At 39.7% G+C, this 19,406-nt stretch carries 21 protein-coding genes and 1 pseudogene; 5 read left to right on the top strand and 17 right to left on the bottom strand.

All coding sequences use genetic code 11. The features are described from left to right. Window positions 1-21: 21 nt before the first annotated feature. Entirely contained in the window at window positions 22-1,338 is a 1,317-nt protein-coding gene (locus KQP93_RS21595) for a methyl-accepting chemotaxis protein (protein WP_217877273.1), read from the bottom strand. Between the two features lie 193 nt (window positions 1,339-1,531). Between KQP93_RS21595 and KQP93_RS18390 the strand changes: the two genes are divergently transcribed. Then, a complete protein-coding gene (locus KQP93_RS18390; protein ID WP_217877274.1) occupies window positions 1,532-3,124 on the top strand; it encodes a carboxylesterase/lipase family protein in 1,593 nt (530 codons plus the stop codon). A 33-nt stretch (window positions 3,125-3,157) separates the two neighbouring features. Here KQP93_RS18390 and KQP93_RS18395 read toward each other — a convergent pair whose 3' ends face one another. The 3 genes from KQP93_RS18395 to KQP93_RS18405 form a co-directional block, all read right to left on the bottom strand. Next, on the bottom strand, window positions 3,158-3,877 hold the full coding sequence (locus KQP93_RS18395) for an SIR2 family NAD-dependent protein deacylase (protein ID WP_217877275.1): 720 nt from the start codon (window positions 3,875-3,877) through the stop codon (window positions 3,158-3,160). Next, window positions 3,874-4,896, bottom strand: a complete 1,023-nt coding sequence (locus KQP93_RS18400) for a Kelch repeat-containing protein (protein WP_217877276.1) — start codon at window positions 4,894-4,896, stop codon at window positions 3,874-3,876. The genes KQP93_RS18395 and KQP93_RS18400 overlap by 4 nt, the downstream gene beginning before the upstream one ends. A gap of 68 nt (window positions 4,897-4,964) precedes the next feature. Then, complete coding sequence (locus tag KQP93_RS18405) at window positions 4,965-5,594, bottom strand: NAD(P)-dependent oxidoreductase (RefSeq protein WP_217877277.1); 630 nt, start codon at window positions 5,592-5,594, stop codon at window positions 4,965-4,967. A gap of 102 nt (window positions 5,595-5,696) precedes the next feature. Between KQP93_RS18405 and KQP93_RS18410 the strand changes: the two genes are divergently transcribed. Then, window positions 5,697-6,581, top strand: coding sequence for a LysR family transcriptional regulator (locus KQP93_RS18410; protein ID WP_217877278.1), 885 nt, complete (start codon window positions 5,697-5,699; stop codon window positions 6,579-6,581). 45 nt (window positions 6,582-6,626) lie between these two features. Beyond that, the gene (locus KQP93_RS18415) at window positions 6,627-6,878 is read left to right on the top strand and encodes a TIGR03643 family protein (RefSeq protein WP_058584633.1); all 252 of its coding nucleotides are present in this window, start codon (window positions 6,627-6,629) and stop codon (window positions 6,876-6,878) included. A gap of 2 nt (window positions 6,879-6,880) precedes the next feature. On the opposite strand, the gene KQP93_RS21685 is transcribed toward KQP93_RS18415, so the two are convergent. The 5 genes and pseudogenes from KQP93_RS21685 to KQP93_RS18435 all read right to left on the bottom strand — a co-directional run bounded on the left by KQP93_RS21685 (window position 6,881) and on the right by KQP93_RS18435 (window position 10,077). Then, window positions 6,881-7,630 (bottom strand): methyl-accepting chemotaxis protein, encoded by a 750-nt coding sequence (locus tag KQP93_RS21685; protein WP_217877279.1) that lies wholly within the window; start codon window positions 7,628-7,630, stop codon window positions 6,881-6,883. A 10-nt stretch (window positions 7,631-7,640) separates the two neighbouring features. After that, window positions 7,641-8,201 (bottom strand): PAS domain-containing protein, encoded by a 561-nt coding sequence (locus tag KQP93_RS21690; RefSeq protein WP_217877280.1) that lies wholly within the window; start codon window positions 8,199-8,201, stop codon window positions 7,641-7,643. A gap of 196 nt (window positions 8,202-8,397) precedes the next feature. Further along, on the bottom strand, window positions 8,398-8,973 hold the full coding sequence (locus tag KQP93_RS21560) for a methyl-accepting chemotaxis protein (RefSeq protein WP_369598770.1): 576 nt from the start codon (window positions 8,971-8,973) through the stop codon (window positions 8,398-8,400). A gap of 12 nt (window positions 8,974-8,985) precedes the next feature. Then, window positions 8,986-9,717, bottom strand: a pseudogene (locus KQP93_RS21565) (PAS domain-containing protein); the annotation flags it as partial. 105 nt (window positions 9,718-9,822) lie between these two features. Next, window positions 9,823-10,077, bottom strand: coding sequence for a YfhL family 4Fe-4S dicluster ferredoxin (locus KQP93_RS18435; protein ID WP_054562570.1), 255 nt, complete (start codon window positions 10,075-10,077; stop codon window positions 9,823-9,825). 247 nt (window positions 10,078-10,324) lie between these two features. Here KQP93_RS18435 and KQP93_RS18440 point away from each other — a divergent pair, with 247 nt between their 5' ends. Beyond that, the gene (locus KQP93_RS18440; protein WP_217877282.1) at window positions 10,325-11,983 is read left to right on the top strand and encodes a tyrosine-type recombinase/integrase; all 1,659 of its coding nucleotides are present in this window, start codon (window positions 10,325-10,327) and stop codon (window positions 11,981-11,983) included. Between the two features lie 503 nt (window positions 11,984-12,486). After that, a complete protein-coding gene (locus tag KQP93_RS18445) occupies window positions 12,487-14,073 on the top strand; it encodes a hypothetical protein (RefSeq protein WP_217877283.1) in 1,587 nt (528 codons plus the stop codon). A 180-nt stretch (window positions 14,074-14,253) separates the two neighbouring features. On the opposite strand, the gene KQP93_RS18450 is transcribed toward KQP93_RS18445, so the two are convergent. The 8 genes from KQP93_RS18450 to KQP93_RS18485 all read right to left on the bottom strand — a co-directional run bounded on the left by KQP93_RS18450 (window position 14,254) and on the right by KQP93_RS18485 (window position 18,761). After that, window positions 14,254-15,018 carry a hypothetical protein gene (locus KQP93_RS18450; RefSeq protein WP_217877284.1) on the bottom strand — a complete coding sequence of 255 codons (765 nt, stop codon included), beginning with the start codon at window positions 15,016-15,018 and terminating at the stop codon, window positions 14,254-14,256. A gap of 100 nt (window positions 15,019-15,118) precedes the next feature. Then, window positions 15,119-15,460, bottom strand: a complete 342-nt coding sequence (locus tag KQP93_RS18455) for a hypothetical protein (protein WP_217877285.1) — start codon at window positions 15,458-15,460, stop codon at window positions 15,119-15,121. Between the two features lie 117 nt (window positions 15,461-15,577). After that, window positions 15,578-16,150 (bottom strand): hypothetical protein, encoded by a 573-nt coding sequence (locus KQP93_RS18460; RefSeq protein ID WP_217877286.1) that lies wholly within the window; start codon window positions 16,148-16,150, stop codon window positions 15,578-15,580. 133 nt (window positions 16,151-16,283) lie between these two features. Beyond that, complete coding sequence (locus KQP93_RS18465; protein ID WP_055022527.1) at window positions 16,284-16,562, bottom strand: hypothetical protein; 279 nt, start codon at window positions 16,560-16,562, stop codon at window positions 16,284-16,286. 113 nt (window positions 16,563-16,675) lie between these two features. Then, complete coding sequence (locus KQP93_RS18470; RefSeq protein WP_217877287.1) at window positions 16,676-17,113, bottom strand: hypothetical protein; 438 nt, start codon at window positions 17,111-17,113, stop codon at window positions 16,676-16,678. Window positions 17,114-17,212: 99 nt separating this feature from the next. Next, complete coding sequence (locus KQP93_RS18475; protein WP_217877288.1) at window positions 17,213-17,614, bottom strand: hypothetical protein; 402 nt, start codon at window positions 17,612-17,614, stop codon at window positions 17,213-17,215. 711 nt (window positions 17,615-18,325) lie between these two features. Continuing rightward, entirely contained in the window at window positions 18,326-18,571 is a 246-nt protein-coding gene (locus tag KQP93_RS18480) for a hypothetical protein (RefSeq protein ID WP_217877289.1), read from the bottom strand. Beyond that, window positions 18,561-18,761, bottom strand: a complete 201-nt coding sequence (locus tag KQP93_RS18485) for a hypothetical protein (protein ID WP_055022470.1) — start codon at window positions 18,759-18,761, stop codon at window positions 18,561-18,563. Before KQP93_RS18485 ends, KQP93_RS18480 begins: the two co-directional genes overlap by 11 nt. Window positions 18,762-19,406 lie beyond the last annotated feature (645 nt).

Below are 19,406 nucleotides of genomic sequence, written 5' to 3' on the forward strand. Positions count from 1 at the left end.
GCACTGCGGGCTTTTTGTTGTTTAGAGTGTATCGTAACGAATAATCACTTCGGATATTTGATCCACAACTTTATCTGCACCGGTTTTAATGTCTTCCATGATCATGCTGACTTCTTCAACATTTTGCTGAGACTCACCAGACAGAGCTTCGATTTCTTCGATAAGAGCCGTCATTTTTGCTGCGATTTCTTGCGTCTTACCAATTAAGCCTGATATTTCACTGGTCGACACAGAAGTACGTTGCGATAAATTTCTTACTTCATCGGCAACCACAGCAAAACCGCGACCATGCTCCCCGGCTCTGGCAGCTTCAATCGCTGCATTTAAGGCAAGTAAGTTTGTTTGTTCTGCGATGCTATTAATGGTTGTTACAATTTCACCTATTTGTGATGACTGCTGCGCTAACACATCCGACAGCTCACGGGTTTGATGAACTTGCTCGCTCACTTTTTTTGAAGACGCAACACTGCTTAAAATTCGCTGCTGACCATTCGTCACGACTTGCGAGGTTTCCTCAGACGTGTGGCCAGCATTTTCTGCTGCATGTTTAACTTCTTCGGTGCTGTTAACTCTGGCGGTGACATCAGATGCAAACTTAATGATCTGCGCCACTTTACCCTGTTTATTAAAAATAGGGTTGTAAGTTGCCTCTAAATAAAGCGGGCTGCCATCACGTTTTTTACGAGAAAATTGCCCAGAGAAAATGCGACCGTTCGCCAGCTCTTGCCAAAAGTTAGGGTTCTTTTGATAAAAGTCATCATAACAAAACAGTTTATGATGCTGACCTTGGATTTCAGCGAGACTGTAACCCACAACATTTAAGAAATTATCATTTGCAGAAATAATATGACCATCCGGCGTAAAACGGATCATTGCAGTGCTTTTATTAACGGCATCATAGATTGCCGACATTTCATCAAGTTTTTCGACTTCTTTAGTAATCTCTGAAGCGAACTTAATTGCACAGCGTACCTTGCCATCATCACCGCGTACCGGAAAATACGTTGCACGTAGCCAAATATTTTCGCCAGCACCATTTATGCGCGAGAAAACCCCTGACTTTGCTTGGCCTCTAGCAATATCTTGCCAAAAAGTTTGATACTCTTTTGAGCTGCTATATTCAGGCGCACAAAAATTACTATGATGCTGACCAATAATATCGCCCGCTTGCACTTTCATTGTTTTACAAAACAAATCATTGGCTTCGAGAACAGTTCCATCTGGTGTAAATTCGATATAAGCAATATTTTCTCTGATCCCAGCTAAATATTGCTGACTTTTATCAACATCATGCTGCAAGGCATCAATGAGTTGATCTTTATTTTTACTAAACCACATTGAAACACCAGTTATTAAGGTAGTTAAGTAATATTAGCTTAGTAGCATAAGAAATAGAATTACAAAATGGTTCTTTTTTCTTAATGATTAACAGGTTAACTAACTGCCTGTTCTTACACTAAAGCGCTTTCTTCTTAAACATTGAGCAAATATATAATATTATAAGCCTTACCTAAACAGCCTAGGCTTTGTTATGACATCGCGTATTCTCAAATCGATTTTTTACTCATCTTTTCTATTAGGCTCTGCTGTATTTTTACAAGGCTGCCAAGAACAACCTCAATCAGATCAAATTGCCGTCACAGGCGGGCTCATCCAAGGGCAAAAAGAAGGGCGTTTTATTGCCTATAAAGGCATTCCGTATGCTGCAGCTCCGGTGGGAGAGTTACGCTGGCGAGCACCAGAGCCTGTGCCCAAGTGGCAAGATGTAAAAGTACTTAACGATTACGCGCCTGACTGTATGCAAAAGCCGTTTGCAGCAGATGCTGCACCGCTAACAACAACTCCTTCGGAAGATTGCCTTTATTTAAATGTATTTAAACCCACTAAACACAGCGATACTGCTTACCCTGTTGTGGTGTGGATACACGGTGGTGGCTTTGTAAATGGTGGCGCATCACCTGCTGTTTATTCAGGTGAAAGCTTTGCTAAACAAGGGGTTATTTTTGTTAGCTTTAATTATCGTCTAGGCCGATTTGGCTTTTTTGCGCACCCTGCTCTTAGTCGTTTTGAGAACGATGCGCTTGGCAACTACGCTCTAATGGATCAAATTGCGGCTCTTGAGTGGGTTAAACAAAATATTGCTCAATTTGGTGGTGATGCTGCAAAAGTGACGCTTATGGGTGAATCTGCAGGAGGCGCATCGGTACACGCGATGATGCAAACCCCTGCAGCTAATGGCTTATTCCAACAAGCGATTATTATGTCAGCGGGTGGACGAGAGCTATTTAAGCAGTTGCCACTTAATAGTGATGATGACACCGTATTAAGCGCCGAAAAAATTGGCGAAAACTTTGCCAAACAACACACTATTTTAGGCAGTGATGAAAATGCCCTTGCTGCACTGCGTGAGTTAACTGCCGAAGAGGTGGTTGATAACCTAAATTTGAGCACATTAAACCAACAAAATGATGATGAGTCTACGTACGTTGGCGGGCCAATTATAGATGGCACCATCATCAATTCGGCGACAGAAGCGCGCTTAAGTAAAGGCTCATTTAGCCATGTTGCGACCATGGTTGGCACAACAGATATGGATTTAGGCTTTGCTAATTTTGCTTCTAAAGAGGCGCTATTCGCAAGTTTTGCCCAGCAAAGTACACAAGCAAAAATGACTTACGATGCAAGCGGCGAAACGCCACTGCCTTTACTCAATTACCAAGTTGGGCAAGATGCTTTAATGCAAGAGCCTGCAAGGTTCGTTGCAAAACGTGTGACAGATATGGGTAACGATGCCTTTTTGTATCGTTTTGGTTATGTGGCGCAAACTTTAGATAAACCCGGTGCAGAGCACGCCAGCGAAATTCCGTACTTTTTTAATACTGTGGCAGCGAAATATGGTCATGTCACCACTGAGCAAGATAAGCAAGCCGCTAAAATAATGCACCGTTATGTGACTAATTTTATTAAATTAGGCACACCAAATGGCCCAGGTTTACCGACTTGGCAAGCATATAAAAATGATGAATCTTTTATACTGCAAATGAGTAAATCAGGGACTGCAGAGTTTTTACCGGATCCCTTACAAGCAAGGTTAAACATCACAGAAACAAAAGCTGAAAATTAATCAAATAAGGCGCTTAATATAAGCGCCTTATTTTTATTCTTGCTGCTGAACATACTCAAGCGCTGTCATCTTGTGATATGTCACATTAGGATGAAATACGTGAGTAGGATCTGGGTCTACTACTTCAATTGGCGTGCCTTGACTGCGTGCAATATCGAGTGCCATTTGGGTAATATTGACGCTAAACGAGGTGCCAATAAAGACGATTTTATCGGCATCAAGCATGCGCTGTTGCGCCTCTGAAATTCGATAAAGCTCTGTGTAGTATTCATCAAATAACAACACGTAAGGCTTAAACGACTCGTTGAGCTTGGGGCTTTCATTATTAATATTGAACACCTCAAGTAGTGAGAGGTGGAGGTTGTCTTCGTTGACATTATCCCACGGCGCGTTAAAAGCCATCACATCGTCACCTTGATGGTGAAACAGTGTCATTTGATCTAAGCGACCATGAATAGAAATAAAATCGGTGTTACCTGCTTTGCCATCAAGGCCATCGATATTTTGCGTAATGAGATTTTTATCACTCAACCAATGATGCACTTCATTGGGACCGTGATGGCGATAGGTTGCAAAACGATGATAATACCAAGCTAAAAATTCGCGGGGGTTATTTTCGTACATAGCACGCGTTGCCATTTCCATCGGCGTATAATTTTTGCTGCCAATGGTCCAAAAGCCATCTTCGCCACGAAAGGTCGGTATACCACTAGCGGCACTCACTCCCGCCCCTGTAATATAGAGTGTATTCATAGAGATAACTTTACCTTGTATCCAAGTGCATCGGCTGTCACTTGTTGATTATTGTCCATACCACCCAAGCGATACAAACTTCCTTGGTGCTCTAATAAACCTCGATGATCCATGCTCGCGGTATCGGCTTTTGGCATTACTTGCCATGTGTTTTTATCAACATCAAAGCGCCAAACATGATCACTCGCTGGCGCTGGTTTGCCATCGTACCCCATACCATTGTAGTTATATGGGTTATCAGAGCCGCCCATCATATAAATGTCGCCATTAAAGCTGGTTGCTGCCATACGGTAATGGGCAACACCTGTTGGGTGTGGCACGGTACGCCAATCTATCTTTAATGGGTTATCTGCATCAATTGTACCTTTTAAACACTGTGCAACCGCAGCAAAAGAACGACGTTTATCAGCATTCGCCTGTGTTTTAACGCCATCACACACCAATATAGTGTTACCACTGATTGCCGCTGCTTGGCCAAACACCGGTTGACCTAAAAATGGCGAAGCCTGTTGCCAAGTATCTGTATGCGTATCATACACTTGTACTAAGTTAACATTGCCATCGTTATGCCAACCACTGACTAAATAGATATAACGCTGCTGGTACGAAAGCGCCACGCTGTCATCCACCGGTACTGGCATATTGGCAAGTTGCGTATATGAATTAGAGAGCACATCATAGCGATATACATCGGGTGAAGAGATTTCTTGATGATCGGCACTTACCGTATAACCACCAAATACATAGGCATGTTGACCAACACCCACCGCAGTACTCGCCAAACGACCAGTAAGGGGCAATGTACTTGGCACAGCTTTAGCTGTTTTCCACGCGTTATCTCCCACTTTAAGGACCCACACTTTATTGTGAACATCGGTATGTGCTTTGCCTGAGCTCAAGCCCATAAAGCTTAAGAAGTAGGCTTGTTCATCAATAACAACTTTGGCGACAGCGTTGTTCGCGACGGCTTCTGGTAAGGCCGGAATGGTTGCAAGTGCAATAGAAAATAGCAGGCTCATAAATTAAATAGGTAACTTAACACATCGCTAAAGAATACCATTTTATGAGCCTGAAGAAAGGCTCGCTATTAGTAAGCAATACTAATACGTTGATTTAAATGAGCTGCCGACTGTGCTTCATCAAGCATCGCTTTCGCATAATCGGTTACTGATATTTTGCTTTCGCCGTTTGCATCAGTAAAGAAGCTGTCGCCACCAACGCGGTAAGGGCCTTCTGACTCACCTGGGTAGATTACCGCTGCTGGTGATACAAAGGTCCAAGCTGTAGCTGCTGTTGATGCTCTAAATACATCAAGTGCCTCACCTTGAGCTATGGCTTCTGCTTTGTATTCAGCAGGAAAATCTGGGCTTGATACCAGTGTTACACCCGGTGCCACTTCTAAGCTACCTGCACCGCCCACCCATAAAATGCGTGTGTTAGTACCTGCAAGAGCGTTTAGTAATTGTTTTGCTGTGTTTGCCACAATTTCATGGTTTCCTAAAGCACGACCACCAATTGCAGCAATAACAACATCACTGCCTTCAGCTGCAGTTGCGATATCGTCTTTTGTTAAATCAAATTCAGTTACAGTAACGTTTTCTTGGGTTACTTTACCTGCGTCTCTAACTAATGCATTCACTTGATGGCCACGTGCGATTGCTTCTGAAGTAATGTGGCTGCCAATCCAACCTGTTGCGCCAATAACTGCTAATTTCATGAGGAATTCTCCGTTGTTTGTTTCAATGATTGCAGTTTACTTGTTCACTATTTACTGATAAATACACTATATAGATACACATTATTTCATTTTAAGATACCAATGGATAAACTCACTTCAATTACTAGCTTTGTCGAAGTTGCCCGTACAGGCAGCTTTACTCAAGCCGCTGAGCATATAGGCTTAAGCCGATTACAAGTTTCTAGGCATATTCAAGATATTGAAAAGTGGCTAAATTTAAGGTTATTTCATCGCACAACACGCAAAGTCAGTTTAACTCTTCAAGGCGAAGAGGCCCTTAGCTATTGCCAGCAAATACTAAATCAAGTGTCTGACTTACAAAGCCGAGCACACAGCCACAACAACGAATTAGTGGGTACCATTCGAGTTGCCTCTCCTATTGGGCTTGGCCAACATAAACTGTTTGATGCCATTGAAGTGTTCACCAAACGCCATCCTCAGACGCGGTTTGAGCTGTTACTTTCAGATAGTTTATCGCAGTTGGTTGATGACCGCGTTGATATCGCTTTGCGTTACATCCACCAGCCCGATGAAGGTCTTATTGCCCGTAAGCTAATGTATATCGCAACTGCAGTATGTGCTTCTAACGATTATTTAGCTGCGAACCCACAGATTAATGAGCCAAATGACTTAACTGCACATAATTGCCTTATTCATAACAAACACACTATTTGGCAATTTCAACACGACGACAACACACAAAAAGTGACAGTAAAGGGCAACATTGTTGCCAACGATATGGGGGTGCTTTTAAAAGCAGCGAAACAAGGAATGGGGATTGCTCACCTACCATGCGATCTCGCCAATGACTATTTGGCATCAGGTGAGCTTGTAAAAGTACTGCCAGAGCATACTACTATGGGCTCTCACTTATGGGCGGTGTATTTATCGCGTAACTTCCAACAAAATGTGGTCAGAGCATTCATCGATTTTTTAGCAGAGCACTGGCAACACGATATCTTATAATCTAAACCTGCTGCAAATACGTATAAGCAACAAAAAGGAGCCGTAATGCAGCACTTAGATCATGAAATATCACGCATCATAGAGATGGCGTGGGAAGACAGAACCCCGTTTGAAGCAATAAACCAACAGTTTGGTTTAAATGAAAAAAGCGTTATCGCGCTAATGCGTGAGCAATTAACAAGCTCGAGTTTTAAACTTTGGCGAAAACGCGCAGCGGGTAGGCAAACCAAACACTTAAAACTACGCCATCCAGATATATCCCGTGGCTACTGTAAAACCCAGTACAAACATAGATAAAGTTACTTTATCTTTTGTGAAAACTGGCCAACCGCATCCACTACTTTTTGAGCGCCATGTTGAATGTCGCTCATCACACGCCCTGATTCTGAGGCGAGGTTAAATCCTTGCTCAGCTTTGGTTTTTCCTAATTCAATAACCTCTACCGTATGTTTAGTCAAAGACCTATTCTGTTTTACAACATCAACAATCTCGACTGTCGAATTAGAGGTTCTTAAAGCAAGCTGCCTGACTTCATCAGCAACTACTGCAAAACCCCTGCCTTGCTCGCCGGCACGGGCCGCTTCAATTGCCGCATTAAGGGCTAATAAATTTGTTTGCTCCGCAATACTACTAATACTTTGTACTATGGCAGCAATTTGCTGTGATTGTTTATCAAGCTCTGCCATTTCAGCTGCAGCTTGCTCCATTTGCTTTGCTAGACCGTCCATTACATGAACCATTTCATCTAAAACAGTGGCACCTTGCTTAGCTGCTTTATCAGTTTCGGTTGATGTGCTGTAAGCGATGTCTGCCGCTTGAGACACAGCCATTTCTAAATTCACTTGTTCGGTGATCACAGTGGCAAACTTAACGACTTTATAAAGCACATCTTGCTCGTTAAAAACCGGATTGTAAGTCGCCTCCAACCAAATGGGTTCACCAAATTTATTCACTCGCTTAAATCGTGACGAGATAAATTGGCCTTTTTGTAATTTCTGCCAAAACTCAGCATAGCCAGTTGAATTTGCTTCATCAGGTTCACAAAACATGCGGTGATGTTTACCGATAATTTCGTCTTTTGTATAACCAACCAACCCCCGCTAGAAATTGGTTATTCGCTTTTAAAACATGGCCTTCTAAATCAAACTCAATAACCGCCATAGAGCGATTAATTGCTTTAACTAAGTCTTTATTTTCTCGCGATGTTTCAATTGTTCGAGTCAGCACACTGGCATGAAGATCAAACTTTTCAAAGCCCTGCTGTTTATTTAAGATTGGATGAAAAAATGCCCTTAACCAAACATGCTGGTCCTGTGCATTTAAAAGCTGAATAGCACCGACCCAAGCTGATTTGTCTAAAATAGCTCGTTTGAACTGAAGGGAATGCTTAGCTTGTTTAGCGGTGCTAGGCACCAAATCAAGCAGAGGTTTTCCTATTAATTGGGCTTCTGTATAGCCGAGCTCTGCTAATACTTGCGTATTGGCAAACGTGATACAACCTTCCTTATCAAGTTCCAGCGTAAACATTCTATTATCTAATGTATCTTTCACTTGAGATACGTTAAACAACTCCTCTTCTAACTGAGCTATCCTTTCTTTCAATGGTTGGGTAAAAAACATAAATCATCCCACCTTTAATACTAAAATCATCACAGAGTAGCTCGATAAGGACTACTAAATCTGTACCGTTCGATGATATTAGCGTAAAAAAGTTGGATAAATACCCGCTTTCAAGACAATAGGAAGTTTCTTGAAGCAAAATAAGAAATGATTTAATTAAATAGCATTATAAAAGCCTAACTGAGTAGGCTTTTTGTCAGTGATTCAGTTGATTTGCAAATTGTCCAACTGCATCAACCACTTGCTGCGCACCGTGTTGTATATCTTCCATCACTTGGCCAGACTCATTTGATAAAGACACACCTTGCTCAGCTTTCACCTTGCCTTGCTCAATAACCTTTACCGTATTTTGCGTAAGTGACTGATTGTTATTTACTACTTCAACAATTTCTTCAGTGGCTTTTGAGGTTCTTGAAGCAAGCTGTCTGACTTCATCAGCCACCACCGCAAAACCTCGGCCTTGCTCACCGGCACGAGCGGCTTCAATGGCCGCATTTAGCGCCAGCAAGTTTGTTTGCTCTGCAATGCTACTAATACTTTGCACAATGGCTGCAATTTGTTGTGACTGTTTATCGAGGGCTGAAATCTCTTGGGCTGCTTGCTCCATCTGCTGAGCTAATTCATTCATCACCGTCATGGTATTTTGTAACACCTCAGCCCCTTGTTGAGCGAGTTTATCGGTCTCGGTTGATGTGCCATACGCAATCTCGGCCGCTTGTGAAATTGCCTGTTCACGATTAACTTGCTCAGTGATCACTGTGGCAAACTTCATCACTTTGTAAAGCTCACCAAAATCATTTGAAATGGGGTTGTATGAAGCTTCAAGCCACACTTCATTACCATGACGGTCAACACGTTTAAAACGATCAACAACAAACTCACCGCGTTTTAGGCGCTGCCAAAACTTCTCATACTCAGCTGACTCAGCAAGTTCAGGCTCACAAAGCATACTATGGTGCTTACCTACTATCTCTTCTTTTTTATAACCCATACTCTCTAAAAACGGTTCATTTGCGTTAATAACCTTACCCTCAAGGTCAAACTCAATAACCGCCATCGAGCGATAGATAGCATTTATAGTGTCGCGCTGTTCACGAGAAGTAGAAATTGCATCGGTAAGCACTGTGCCATAAATAGCAAAGTAATTAAGCTCACCTTTCTCTGTGTGTACCGGGTGTGCAATCAAACGGAGCCACTCAAGCTTGCCGTCATAGCGAGTTATTTGTAAGTGCCCTACTCCATGCTGTTGATTTTCAATGGCGTTTTTTAGTTCTGCAAACTGGTCAGTATTTCGAGATTGTTCAGTAATAATATCTTGAAAGGGCGAGTCAATTAGCTGGTTGTGCGAGTAGCCTAATTCATCTAAAAAGTTCTGGTTTATATAGGCCATTGTGCCATCTGCACGCAGCCTAAGCACCAACATCTCTTCATCAATACCTGAAGTGAGATCTTTTAGCGGATAAAGCTCAGCTTTTAACGCATCAACTTCAGCCTGTAAGGATTTACTAAACCACATAAAGCGCCCTGATTTTTTATTAACGTGTTGTTAATAAAATTGTAGAACAATTATCGCAGGGTGCTACTTTAGGATAAGCAAAAAGAATTAAGAAAAGTAATTTAATTAAGAAGCTTGAGAAGTCAATTTAACGTATTTCTCTGCTAGCTCATCTAAAGTTTCACGATGATTTGGATCTGGCTTAATGCAATCAATAGGACACACACTCACACAAGTAGGGTTATCGTAGTGCCCTACACACTCAGTGCATTTGTTTGGGTCTATTTGATATATCTTCGCGCCCATATAAATAGCCTCATTCGGGCACTCCGGATCACACATATCACAGTTAATACATTTGTTATTGATGAGTAATGCCATTTAATGCCCTCGAACATAAATCACTATAAAACAAATAGTTACATGAGTAGGTATGTAACACATATATTTTTCAAACAAGCTTAGTTTGAAAAATATTCGATAAATAATAACACAATTCGTAGCACACTCTGTTTATGAGCAGCCGTTACAAAAGCGGTCGCGCATTCTACTTTACCCCACTCTAAATTTTGTTGATCTAGATCAAACGACAGGCCTGCAGGGCTTAATAAACCTGAGTTTTAGAGAAATGAAAAACACGAAAAAACCCATTACAAAAGCCGAATACATCAAAGCAAAAGCAGTTTGGAAAGAGACGAAGGCACCTTTTTCAATGTTGTACATAAAAAAGTGTGTTACTGCGATTCAAATAATTTCAAATTTTGAGAGAAAAGTTGCTTTAAAACAAGGGATTAAAAATAAGCCCTTGGTTCGTTTGTCTAAATATGAGCAACAACACAATTTACGGCTCGTTTTCACCCCAAAAGGTAAGGTCATCTTCTATTCTAATTTCCCAAAAAAATTAGAGATCCGAAACGTAAAGCTAGGGGAGTTACCAGAACTCACCATTGCAAAAGCAAGAGAGCTTACGCAAACGATATTAGAGGGAAGAACGATATTCGCCGATTTAAACACTATTTTTAAAGAGTATGAGCAGAACCTGACAAACCGACATTTACTCGCACCAACAAAGTTTGCAGCCGGTTCATTGAGAACATATAAGTGCAGAGTAAAAAAGCTTAAGCAGTACTTTAATATGAAAACGAGATTTCAAAGTATTACGGCAGGGGATCTTGAGCGAATCATTGATAAAATTATTGCTAGCGAATCCAACAACCAAGCCATAGAGCTATTTGCTCAAATAAGGCGTATATGGAAGTTTGCCAAAAATAAGTTTAACAATGGCCGTAATCCTGCTGCTGACATCGATGATTATTATGTTTCGGATCGAGTTGATACTCCCCGCCCGTGCCAAGCCTACACTGACTTAGATTCAATTGCAGAGTTGTGGATCAACCTTGCAACTACGCCATGCATTCACCAGAAGAACGCAGCCAGGTTTATGATTTTAACGGGCTTGAGGCCTATCAACATTCCTCAAATGAAATGGTCATGGCTGAATAGTATTACCTTTCCGACCTTAATAACTTTTCCGTCATCCATCGTAGGTGTACGTGGTGAAATGAAAAACCAAAAAGAATACAGACTCCCACTAACAAAAATGATGCGAACTATTATCCTTGAACAAAGGGCATGGATGGAATCGGCACGACCTAATTGCAATCAAGAGTTCATTTTTCTGCAACCACGCGACCCTATGAAGCAATTTTCTAAACGCTCCCTCGATAAAATTATCAAAGACTATTCTCCATTTGATGCAGTAAAAGGCGATATCGAACAGATTGTAATGAAAGGCTCTGCGGGTGCATTTTGTACTATGTGTAGAAGCTTTTTTAAATCCAATACAAAAGAGCTGTTGGTATCAAACGGCTACCACTTTAAGCATGCAGAAGACTTAACCCGGTTAGCACTTCATCATTTGAGAAAGTCTGATGATCCGAATGGGCTTAACTACGATAAATCTGAAGAGCTCTACGGCACTTCAACAAAACTTAAGTTCAATGTATTTAAGTTACACGAGGTCAGCATTTTAAAACGAGTCCATGAGTTTCAAAGCTTAGAGTTAAGGCCTACAGCATTTCAGGTAAACCAACAAAAAATAATCAAAGATAAGGAACATAAAAAAGCGCTAAGAGAGCGAATAAAAGCATCGCTTGTCCATAAAGGTGCATACATTCAATTCATAAATCAGCCTTTTGGCGATACAGGAAAATCAGTTAAAGAGTTAATTCTGACTAAAGATGGTAGAACTGTAATCGAAAGTTACCTTGATGATATTGCTGTTTAAGCTAAATACTCATCCGAAAAGTATACTGAAAGAGCATATAGAAACTAAATAATGACTTAGCGTAAAGCCGGGTCATTTTTCGTACAACAACAAAGGTGATGAACACTTTTCGCTCAAAAATAATAAATAGTATTGGCAAAAATAAATTTAACGGTAGAACGAAGAAAAGTATTGAATTTTGATGAACTTACAAAGAATTTATAAAAAGTACACAAAAATCGTTAAAAAATTTTATTAAAAAAAATTTAAAAAAGTTTAGTACCCAAAACATACTAATACACCACCAAAAAGCTCAGATTTGATAATAAGCTTATAAACGACATATCAGTAGCTTAAACAAAGCCATTTAATTTCACCACCAAAATGATCTTAGTAGTCATAGGCTTAAAGCCATAGCTGGCAAGGCTTCCCCCCTCTTGCAGCAATCAAAAAACTCATTCAACATAATAAAAAAGCGACAAAGTTAATTCATCCCAGATGAAATAATAAAGACTTAATAAAATATGAAAAAAACCAACAAGAAGTTTAAGAAAAATAAAATAAGCAGAATATTAGATAAAATTAGAAACCTATCTAAGATAACAAGTGAAAATGAGTCTGAGAAGCAAAGTGAAAGTGAGTGTATTAGCAAGTCGAAATTCGACAGTATTAAACCACCATATAGTGATAAAGATATTTTAATATTATCTGAATGCGCTGCAGCAATTGAATACCCAGAACCAGAACCAGGTCAACCAAAAAAAGATCTTAGGATGTCTAAATATGACAGTGAAAAAAACTTAAGATACGTTTTTTATCCAAATGGAGTCGTAAAAGTTTTTGCACATTTTGATAAAAAAATTGGGTTAAAAAGTACTCTCTTAGGTAGCTTTGAAACAATGACAGTCGCTGAAGCTGCTAGGCTTAGCGCCATCATTTTATATAATCACCTATATGGTCAAACGCTTGGAGAAGTTGCTGAACTGTATATAGAAGAATTAAAACAAGAGCAAAAGAGTAATCGTCGTTCATTTTCAGATGGAACCATTAGAACGTATTCATGCTACCTTAGAAAATTTTCAACTATCATTGGTGTTGATAAAAGGTTTATTGATATTACAAGTGATGATATTCAACTAGCATTTACGAAATTAAAGAGTGATCTTACAAGGGAATATGTAGAAACCATTTTCCATCGCGTTAAAGATTTATTTAAGTTTTCAATAGACAGACTAAATTATAAGAACAACCCTTTTAATAATGTCAAAAGTTTATATTTATCTAAGAAAAGATGTGAAATAAGAAAGTATGAAGGCTACACAGATAATGAATCTACAGCAAAGCTATTAATCGCTCTGGAACACAACGAAAATAGAAATTTAGTAAATGCTTTAAAGCTTTGTATTTTTGCCGCATTAAGACCTCAGTGCGCTTGCACATTAAAGAGCAGCTATTTAGATAATTTAGATGATCCGAAGGTTTTGATAATACCAGGTAGTACCACAACAGAAAGAGGGCCAACAAAAAACCAACAAGAACAGAAAATAATATTAACCAGTGAAATGATAAAAGCCATAAAAGATCAATTAGCATATTCAAAAAGAGTATATGGTGAGATAAAAGAGTACTTGTTTGTAAGCATACGAAATCCTGAAAATCATTTACCATACAATACGCTTAGGGAGTTCATGCAGAAGAATGCACCTAAAAATATGGATAAGGCAAACCCTTATAAAATTAACAAGAAAGGCTCTAAAGGTTCTTGCTTAACTATGTTTAGAAAACTTGCTAAAACAAATGTACTGGTTGCATTAACAAATAATTATTCAACACTAACGGAAGCTGAAATTGAATCAAAAGAAATATTACACCACATAAGTAACTCTGAGAAAAAGCTATCAACAGAAGAAAAAAATGAATCTGAAGCAAATAGAATGCTTCATATTATACATACAAATCATGACCGCTCCGGAATGCATTACACTTCCGCTGAAGAGCAACACAGAACGTACTCAAAAAGATCAAACAATTTATTCATATTGCATGAAAATGCAATCCTTGAAGCTATGAATAAAATAAAGAAAAGTAATGAAGAATATCAAACCATTTAAGTCTGACGTATTATCTAAATTGTTTATGGTCAAAAACACGTTAGAGTATTTAATCAGTAACGCCCAATTAAGGTGTGAAGCACGCGATCACAGAACTTCATTTGAACCCCGTAAACACTGAACTAAACCCAAACCAAAAATGCCAAGCGTGCTGAATCACTCTTAAATTGTTTGTTAGTTTTAAACGACTCCACCGAACCCTTTCATCTCACCGAGAGCCGTAGCTCCAAGGAAGTTAATGAGGTTACTTCCGATCATTAGCCCTTCCTTTTTCTTATATGTATGAAATACACCGACTAATTTAGGCACTGTCCAATCAGTTGAAGTTTCATAACCGGCTGGCCACGCAAAAACTGCACCACCGCTCATTCCATTCGGGCTTGGTGGGGTCATACGTTCATCGGTACTAGGATTGACAGTTCGCTTCATACTAAAATGAATAATCGAGCTAGTCATTGGACATAGTTTCAGTGAGTCGTAAGTTTCTTTCTGTGCTGCGACACCCCGAAAATAGTAAAGCTCTGATTTGAAACCATCGGGTTTCTTTTTAGACTTACTTGCAGGGTAACCGACAACGGAAACCACTCCTAGTTCTTCAGACGAGGCTACTAACTGCGATTTAGTTTGTAGAAGAGGCAAAAAATGATGGCAGAGTTCGCAAGCAAACTTTGAAGACAACCGAATATAAGCCATATCAACAGTGTCGTCAGCACGAGCAATTTCAGGTGGTAGGTCTATGAATGCAGTATAACCATCAATTTCAGTCAACCCATTTGCCGTAGGGACTAATAGTGTTCCTTTCTCCATGTCATCTGTAACATGTGCTGCGGTAAATAGAAATGGATGGTTATTCAAATCCACAAATACCGCGGTTCCTATTTGAACGATACGTTTAGGAACATCTGTCTTGATAAAGATAGGAACTATTGATTTATCAACTTCCACTGAACTCTCCTTTAAAACTAACGCCGCAAATAAACGGCTAAAATTTGTGAGGTACGAACAAAGCCAACTGATTTTTGTCCGCACTTTTTAATTTGCTTTGTTAGGCTGAACGCAGCACTTTGCTGTTTTTAATACCTAGGACGAAGTAAATTAAACCGATAGCAAACGCAATGTTGTAAGGAAGAGCAACAAAGAATTCAAAGTGCGGTGAATCAGCTGCAATACCAGCAATTAAAATTATTATGATAAAGGAAAATAAACTAAAAAAGGTTGAAAGTGCGAACGAAAAGAAACCCTTTGAAAGATGTGAGAGGTATTTATCACTTTTAATTTTGTAGGTTTTCTTAAGTGAAACATATGCGTAAACGTTAACAATAATTGCAATAACTGACATTGCCACGTCAAAGAAATAATAAGGTGTAAAAATATTCGCTTCTTCCAAGGTAAACTCCCTTTTTTTGTGCTGCCTAACGCCCCAAGCAGGGGCAATAACACGTAGGCTATAATACGGAACGAAGTGACGGAAGCCTACGTGTTAGTGTCCCGCTGACTTGGTTTGTTAGGTATTGCATGGTTCCCGGTTTATATTGATGCCTTTTTCTAATAATTCAGAAACCGCAGCGTTATCTAGAATCTCCATGTTGTTTATTGGTGTAATACCATCCTGTGATATGACTCCTGCCTCGGTTGGGCAAGTAGACCAACTAGTTGAGTTTGTAAATGTGTAGGTTTTTCCATTTTCGGGTGTAAACAGGTGCTTAGACATACACTTATATCCATTTACTGGATGAATTAAACCAAAAGCTAAAAAAATGGGATTATCTGCCTTAACTTTAATTGTCGCTGGATTGCCCAATGGTAAAGCCGTTGAAATTTGTAAATCCCCAACGTAACCAAATGTAGTTTTACCGCTATCTTTTTGCTGGCAACGTTCATAGATAATTGCGGTATGAGGATGTGGTTGGAATCCGAAACCATCTGTTTTCTTGGTGGTTTCAAGACTTAAATACGCTACCGGACCATCTTTAGGTTCCTGATATTTGTTTGGTTGACCTGAAAAAGTAATGTTATTTTCAGTGCTTGCACACCCAATTAAGCCAATGCAGCAAAGTGCGCTTATATATGTTTTCATTCGAACTCCGAAGTTAAACGCAATACCTAACGCCCTGTTAATGGGCGGATTACGCTTGGCTAAAATTAGCGAAGAATGAGCGCCAGCCAAGCAGTAAGGCGTCCATTTTAAACAGCTTGTTAGGTTACGAACCTCAATCTACATTGTGATACTGTGCTGCTTGTTCGTAACAGTTAACACATACGACTGACATTTGATTAAACTCTCTGAATCTTTCTGTCATGCCGTCCTCTTCCTCAAAAACAGCCTCACATTGATAACACCAAGCTTGAAGATCATTTGGAACGCTTGAATTTTCAATGAAACCGAGAGGCTCTCCCTCAGGTTTGACAAGATGACCACATAGTACGGCAGCCACTCGCTTTCCATGCTTACCGCAATCAATATACATCGGTTCTATATCTGTACTCATTAGTAACCTAACACCCACATAAGGGGCAGTAATGCGTGGGCTATAATAGGAGCGAAGCGACAGAGCCCACGTGTTACTGTCCCAGCGAGCCTGCGAGCGGCTTAATGTGCTTGTTAGTTGCCGGCATCACTAAATTTATCAAGATAGTCAGAAATTCTGGGCAATATGTCTACTCGTTTAACAACCTTATCCCGTAAGAAGAACAGCAACTCTTTGGAATTATCAACATAATCAGTAAAACGCCCATCTTTAACTTCTAATTCTAAGTTTGGATAGTGGGTTAACAGTTCTTGTTCGGTTAACCCAATTGGAAAAAAGCCATCTAAACTTACATCCGGTGAATAGACAAAAATTCTTTCCAAGATAAAATTAAAATCAGGATCAAAGTCTAACCTTAGGCCTTGCGCTTTGTATTCCCAAACTTCAGCACGAATACCGTCTTTACCACCTTCATTTTCGACGATATCAGGTTTACCGAAGAGTTCTAAAGCATCTTCTTTGGTAGCACCGAATTTTAATACATCCAACCCTTCAAGTGGCTCAATTTTCATAAGGCAACTAACGCCCTGTTAATGGGCAAAATATAGTTGGCTAAAATAAGCGACGAAGGAGCAAAAGCCAACTGTATTTTGTCCTTGTTAAACAGCTTGTTATGCGTCTTTTTGCCATGGCAGTTGAAGATACAACAACGCAGTACACACAAAAATAATTGCAGTAAAAAATTTGGCTAACCTTATATTTATTTCGGTGGAGCCAATACATACAGCTATAAAATAAAGTGCCAGAATTGAAAATGAAATAGCGAAAGCAAAAATAAGTGAACTAATAAATTTGTTTATGCTTGATAGCTTTAATTTTGTATAAGTGAAAACACCAATCAATAATGTAGGTACAAAAGCTAATAGCACTAAAGGTGCTGTTGGATCTTCAATTTCACCTTCTTGTTGTTCATCTATTGTTATTTTAATGATTAATCCAACTAACACAATACCAACGAATTTGAGTGTAATTTTTAGATTTGACCAAAACTTAGATTTGAATTCAGAGGTCAATTAGAAACTCCATTTTCTCGAGACGCATAACATGTTTATAGCGAGCGAATCGCGCGTTTTTCTACCACTGCGTCGCTCGCTTTTCTGAATGACTCATTTGTAACAAACTTCTTAACTAATTGCCATTAATACTAAAATGCAGTAATTCTAGCTTTTGTCTCAGGACAAAAACGAGCGATTGGGTCGTTTTCCTGACTATGCAAGCAATATGCTTTGACGAAATAGAACAGTAATTTCGAACGGCCGAAGTTCGCTCTTTTGAGTCATGCGCCTAAACACGTTTAGGGGCAATAACAAGTTAGCCTTCATCAATAACTATAAATTATCACCTAACAAACATACGTATTTGCACAGTACAAATGAGGAGAATCTGTGTGAAGACATTTTGTTTAGAGCTCGTACTTGGGTTAGTTCGAGTCGGTGTGAATAGTATTTATCTGTTTATTTCACTTGCGATATTTTTGTGGGTTATTAATTACCCCGAAACTTCTAGACTGGCGTCTGCTGACTTACTCGAAGGTTATGAGCAAATTATTTTGGCATACATATGTGCTGATATTTTAAGTTTCATAGAGTCTAAATTACGAGACAAATACCTTTAATTCTAAGCGCCCTATGGGCGCTTTTTTAAATTCTGATATAACTACGATTTTACTCTCTTATAAACCGAAAAAGCGCCATAGAGGCGCTTTGGTGGACAAACATAGGAGGTTAGTAAAACCTTAGTAACACATACTCAAGCATCTTTTTCATGCTGGGTGCGTGCTTTTCTGCATAGATATAGTAGCCAGTTGCACCCATTACAAATTTGGTGCAAAACAGGCTCATTACGATTAACCAAACGAGATTTTCTGTGGTCTTAAGCTGATAAAACGTAAACCCAACACCACTGATTAGAATCAGTGCGATAACAATCTCTATACGATTGCGATAGATAAATGAGTGTTTAAAACTCATCTATTCCACCGCAAGAAATATCAATCCCCCAATCAGTATCATCAAATACAGAGAAAGAATCACAGCTTGTTGTATCAGAGAAATCACTGTTATCTGTGCCAAATACGTTGCCACCTATATCTACACAATTGCCATTATCAGCATCATTGATAGGTAAACCGGTTGCAGGATTAATCGATGTAGTCGTCATTTTTTAACCTCTTAGAGTGGGTAAGTTCTCTTTAAAAGTTAATGATTTTGTGATAAAAAACAAACTTGTTTGACTGCGAAGCTCAGCAACAAACAGTTTGGATTATCACTTTCTTCTTTTCTATTTATCTCACTATTCACAGACAATATTACTTTGTTTTGTTACGAAGTAGACTTACTTTTTCGTCTGAAAGACATCAAATTCAGCCTAATCCGGAACGAAATTAGGCAATAAAAAGCGTCTCAGAATGAGACCAATAAGTCGCGTAATGTGCCGTAGGCGAAGCCGAAGAAACATGGAGCAGCGCGAATGTACAGCTGGTCTGTACTCACCGCGATGATGTTTCGCCCTAGCGAAATTCGGTTGAAATTTGGCACAAATTGAAAAGCGAACCACCTTTGCGATAGAAAAGTAAGCGATATGATGAAGGCGGATAATGGGGCACCCATCGCCTGTTCATAAAGCGGCATTGTGGCGGTGAGTACAGAGCGTAGCTCGGTACATTCGCGCTATGGCTTAATACGCTAGAGCGGTAGCTCGTTGAGTCAGCTCGTTGCGGAGCAACATCAGAGATGACGGGCGTTTTAAGCCATATGTTTGAACAACAACGTTGTGAAGACATCAGCTGAAAGCTGCCTGTTGTTG

The organism is Pseudoalteromonas shioyasakiensis, from assembly GCF_019134595.1.
Classification (GTDB): Bacteria; Pseudomonadota; Gammaproteobacteria; order Enterobacterales; family Alteromonadaceae; genus Pseudoalteromonas; species Pseudoalteromonas shioyasakiensis_A.

Excerpts from the sequence above, each read along its gene's own strand:
- KQP93_RS21595 (WP_217877273.1), bottom strand. The coding sequence starts at position 1,338 with ATGTGGTTTAGTAAAAATAAAGATCAACTCATTGATGCCTTGCAGCAT.
- KQP93_RS18390 (WP_217877274.1), top strand. The coding sequence starts at position 1,532 with ATGACATCGCGTATTCTCAAATCGATTTTTTACTCATCTTTTCTATTA.
- KQP93_RS18395 (WP_217877275.1), bottom strand. The coding sequence starts at position 3,877 with ATGAATACACTCTATATTACAGGGGCGGGAGTGAGTGCCGCTAGTGGT.
- KQP93_RS18400 (WP_217877276.1), bottom strand. The coding sequence starts at position 4,896 with ATGAGCCTGCTATTTTCTATTGCACTTGCAACCATTCCGGCCTTACCA.
- KQP93_RS18405 (WP_217877277.1), bottom strand. The coding sequence starts at position 5,594 with ATGAAATTAGCAGTTATTGGCGCAACAGGTTGGATTGGCAGCCACATT.
- KQP93_RS18410 (WP_217877278.1), top strand. The coding sequence starts at position 5,697 with ATGGATAAACTCACTTCAATTACTAGCTTTGTCGAAGTTGCCCGTACA.
- KQP93_RS18415 (WP_058584633.1), top strand. The coding sequence starts at position 6,627 with ATGCAGCACTTAGATCATGAAATATCACGCATCATAGAGATGGCGTGG.
- KQP93_RS21685 (WP_217877279.1), bottom strand. The coding sequence starts at position 7,630 with ATGTTTTGTGAACCTGATGAAGCAAATTCAACTGGCTATGCTGAGTTT.
- KQP93_RS21690 (WP_217877280.1), bottom strand. The coding sequence starts at position 8,201 with ATGTTTTTTACCCAACCATTGAAAGAAAGGATAGCTCAGTTAGAAGAG.
- KQP93_RS21560 (WP_369598770.1), bottom strand. The coding sequence starts at position 8,973 with ATGAAGTTTGCCACAGTGATCACTGAGCAAGTTAATCGTGAACAGGCA.
- KQP93_RS18435 (WP_054562570.1), bottom strand. The coding sequence starts at position 10,077 with ATGGCATTACTCATCAATAACAAATGTATTAACTGTGATATGTGTGAT.
- KQP93_RS18440 (WP_217877282.1), top strand. The coding sequence starts at position 10,325 with ATGAAAAACACGAAAAAACCCATTACAAAAGCCGAATACATCAAAGCA.
- KQP93_RS18445 (WP_217877283.1), top strand. The coding sequence starts at position 12,487 with ATGAAAAAAACCAACAAGAAGTTTAAGAAAAATAAAATAAGCAGAATA.
- KQP93_RS18460 (WP_217877286.1), bottom strand. The coding sequence starts at position 16,150 with ATGAAAACATATATAAGCGCACTTTGCTGCATTGGCTTAATTGGGTGT.
- KQP93_RS18465 (WP_055022527.1), bottom strand. The coding sequence starts at position 16,562 with ATGAGTACAGATATAGAACCGATGTATATTGATTGCGGTAAGCATGGA.
- KQP93_RS18470 (WP_217877287.1), bottom strand. The coding sequence starts at position 17,113 with ATGAAAATTGAGCCACTTGAAGGGTTGGATGTATTAAAATTCGGTGCT.
- KQP93_RS18480 (WP_217877289.1), bottom strand. The coding sequence starts at position 18,571 with ATGAGTTTTAAACACTCATTTATCTATCGCAATCGTATAGAGATTGTT.
- KQP93_RS18485 (WP_055022470.1), bottom strand. The coding sequence starts at position 18,761 with ATGACGACTACATCGATTAATCCTGCAACCGGTTTACCTATCAATGAT.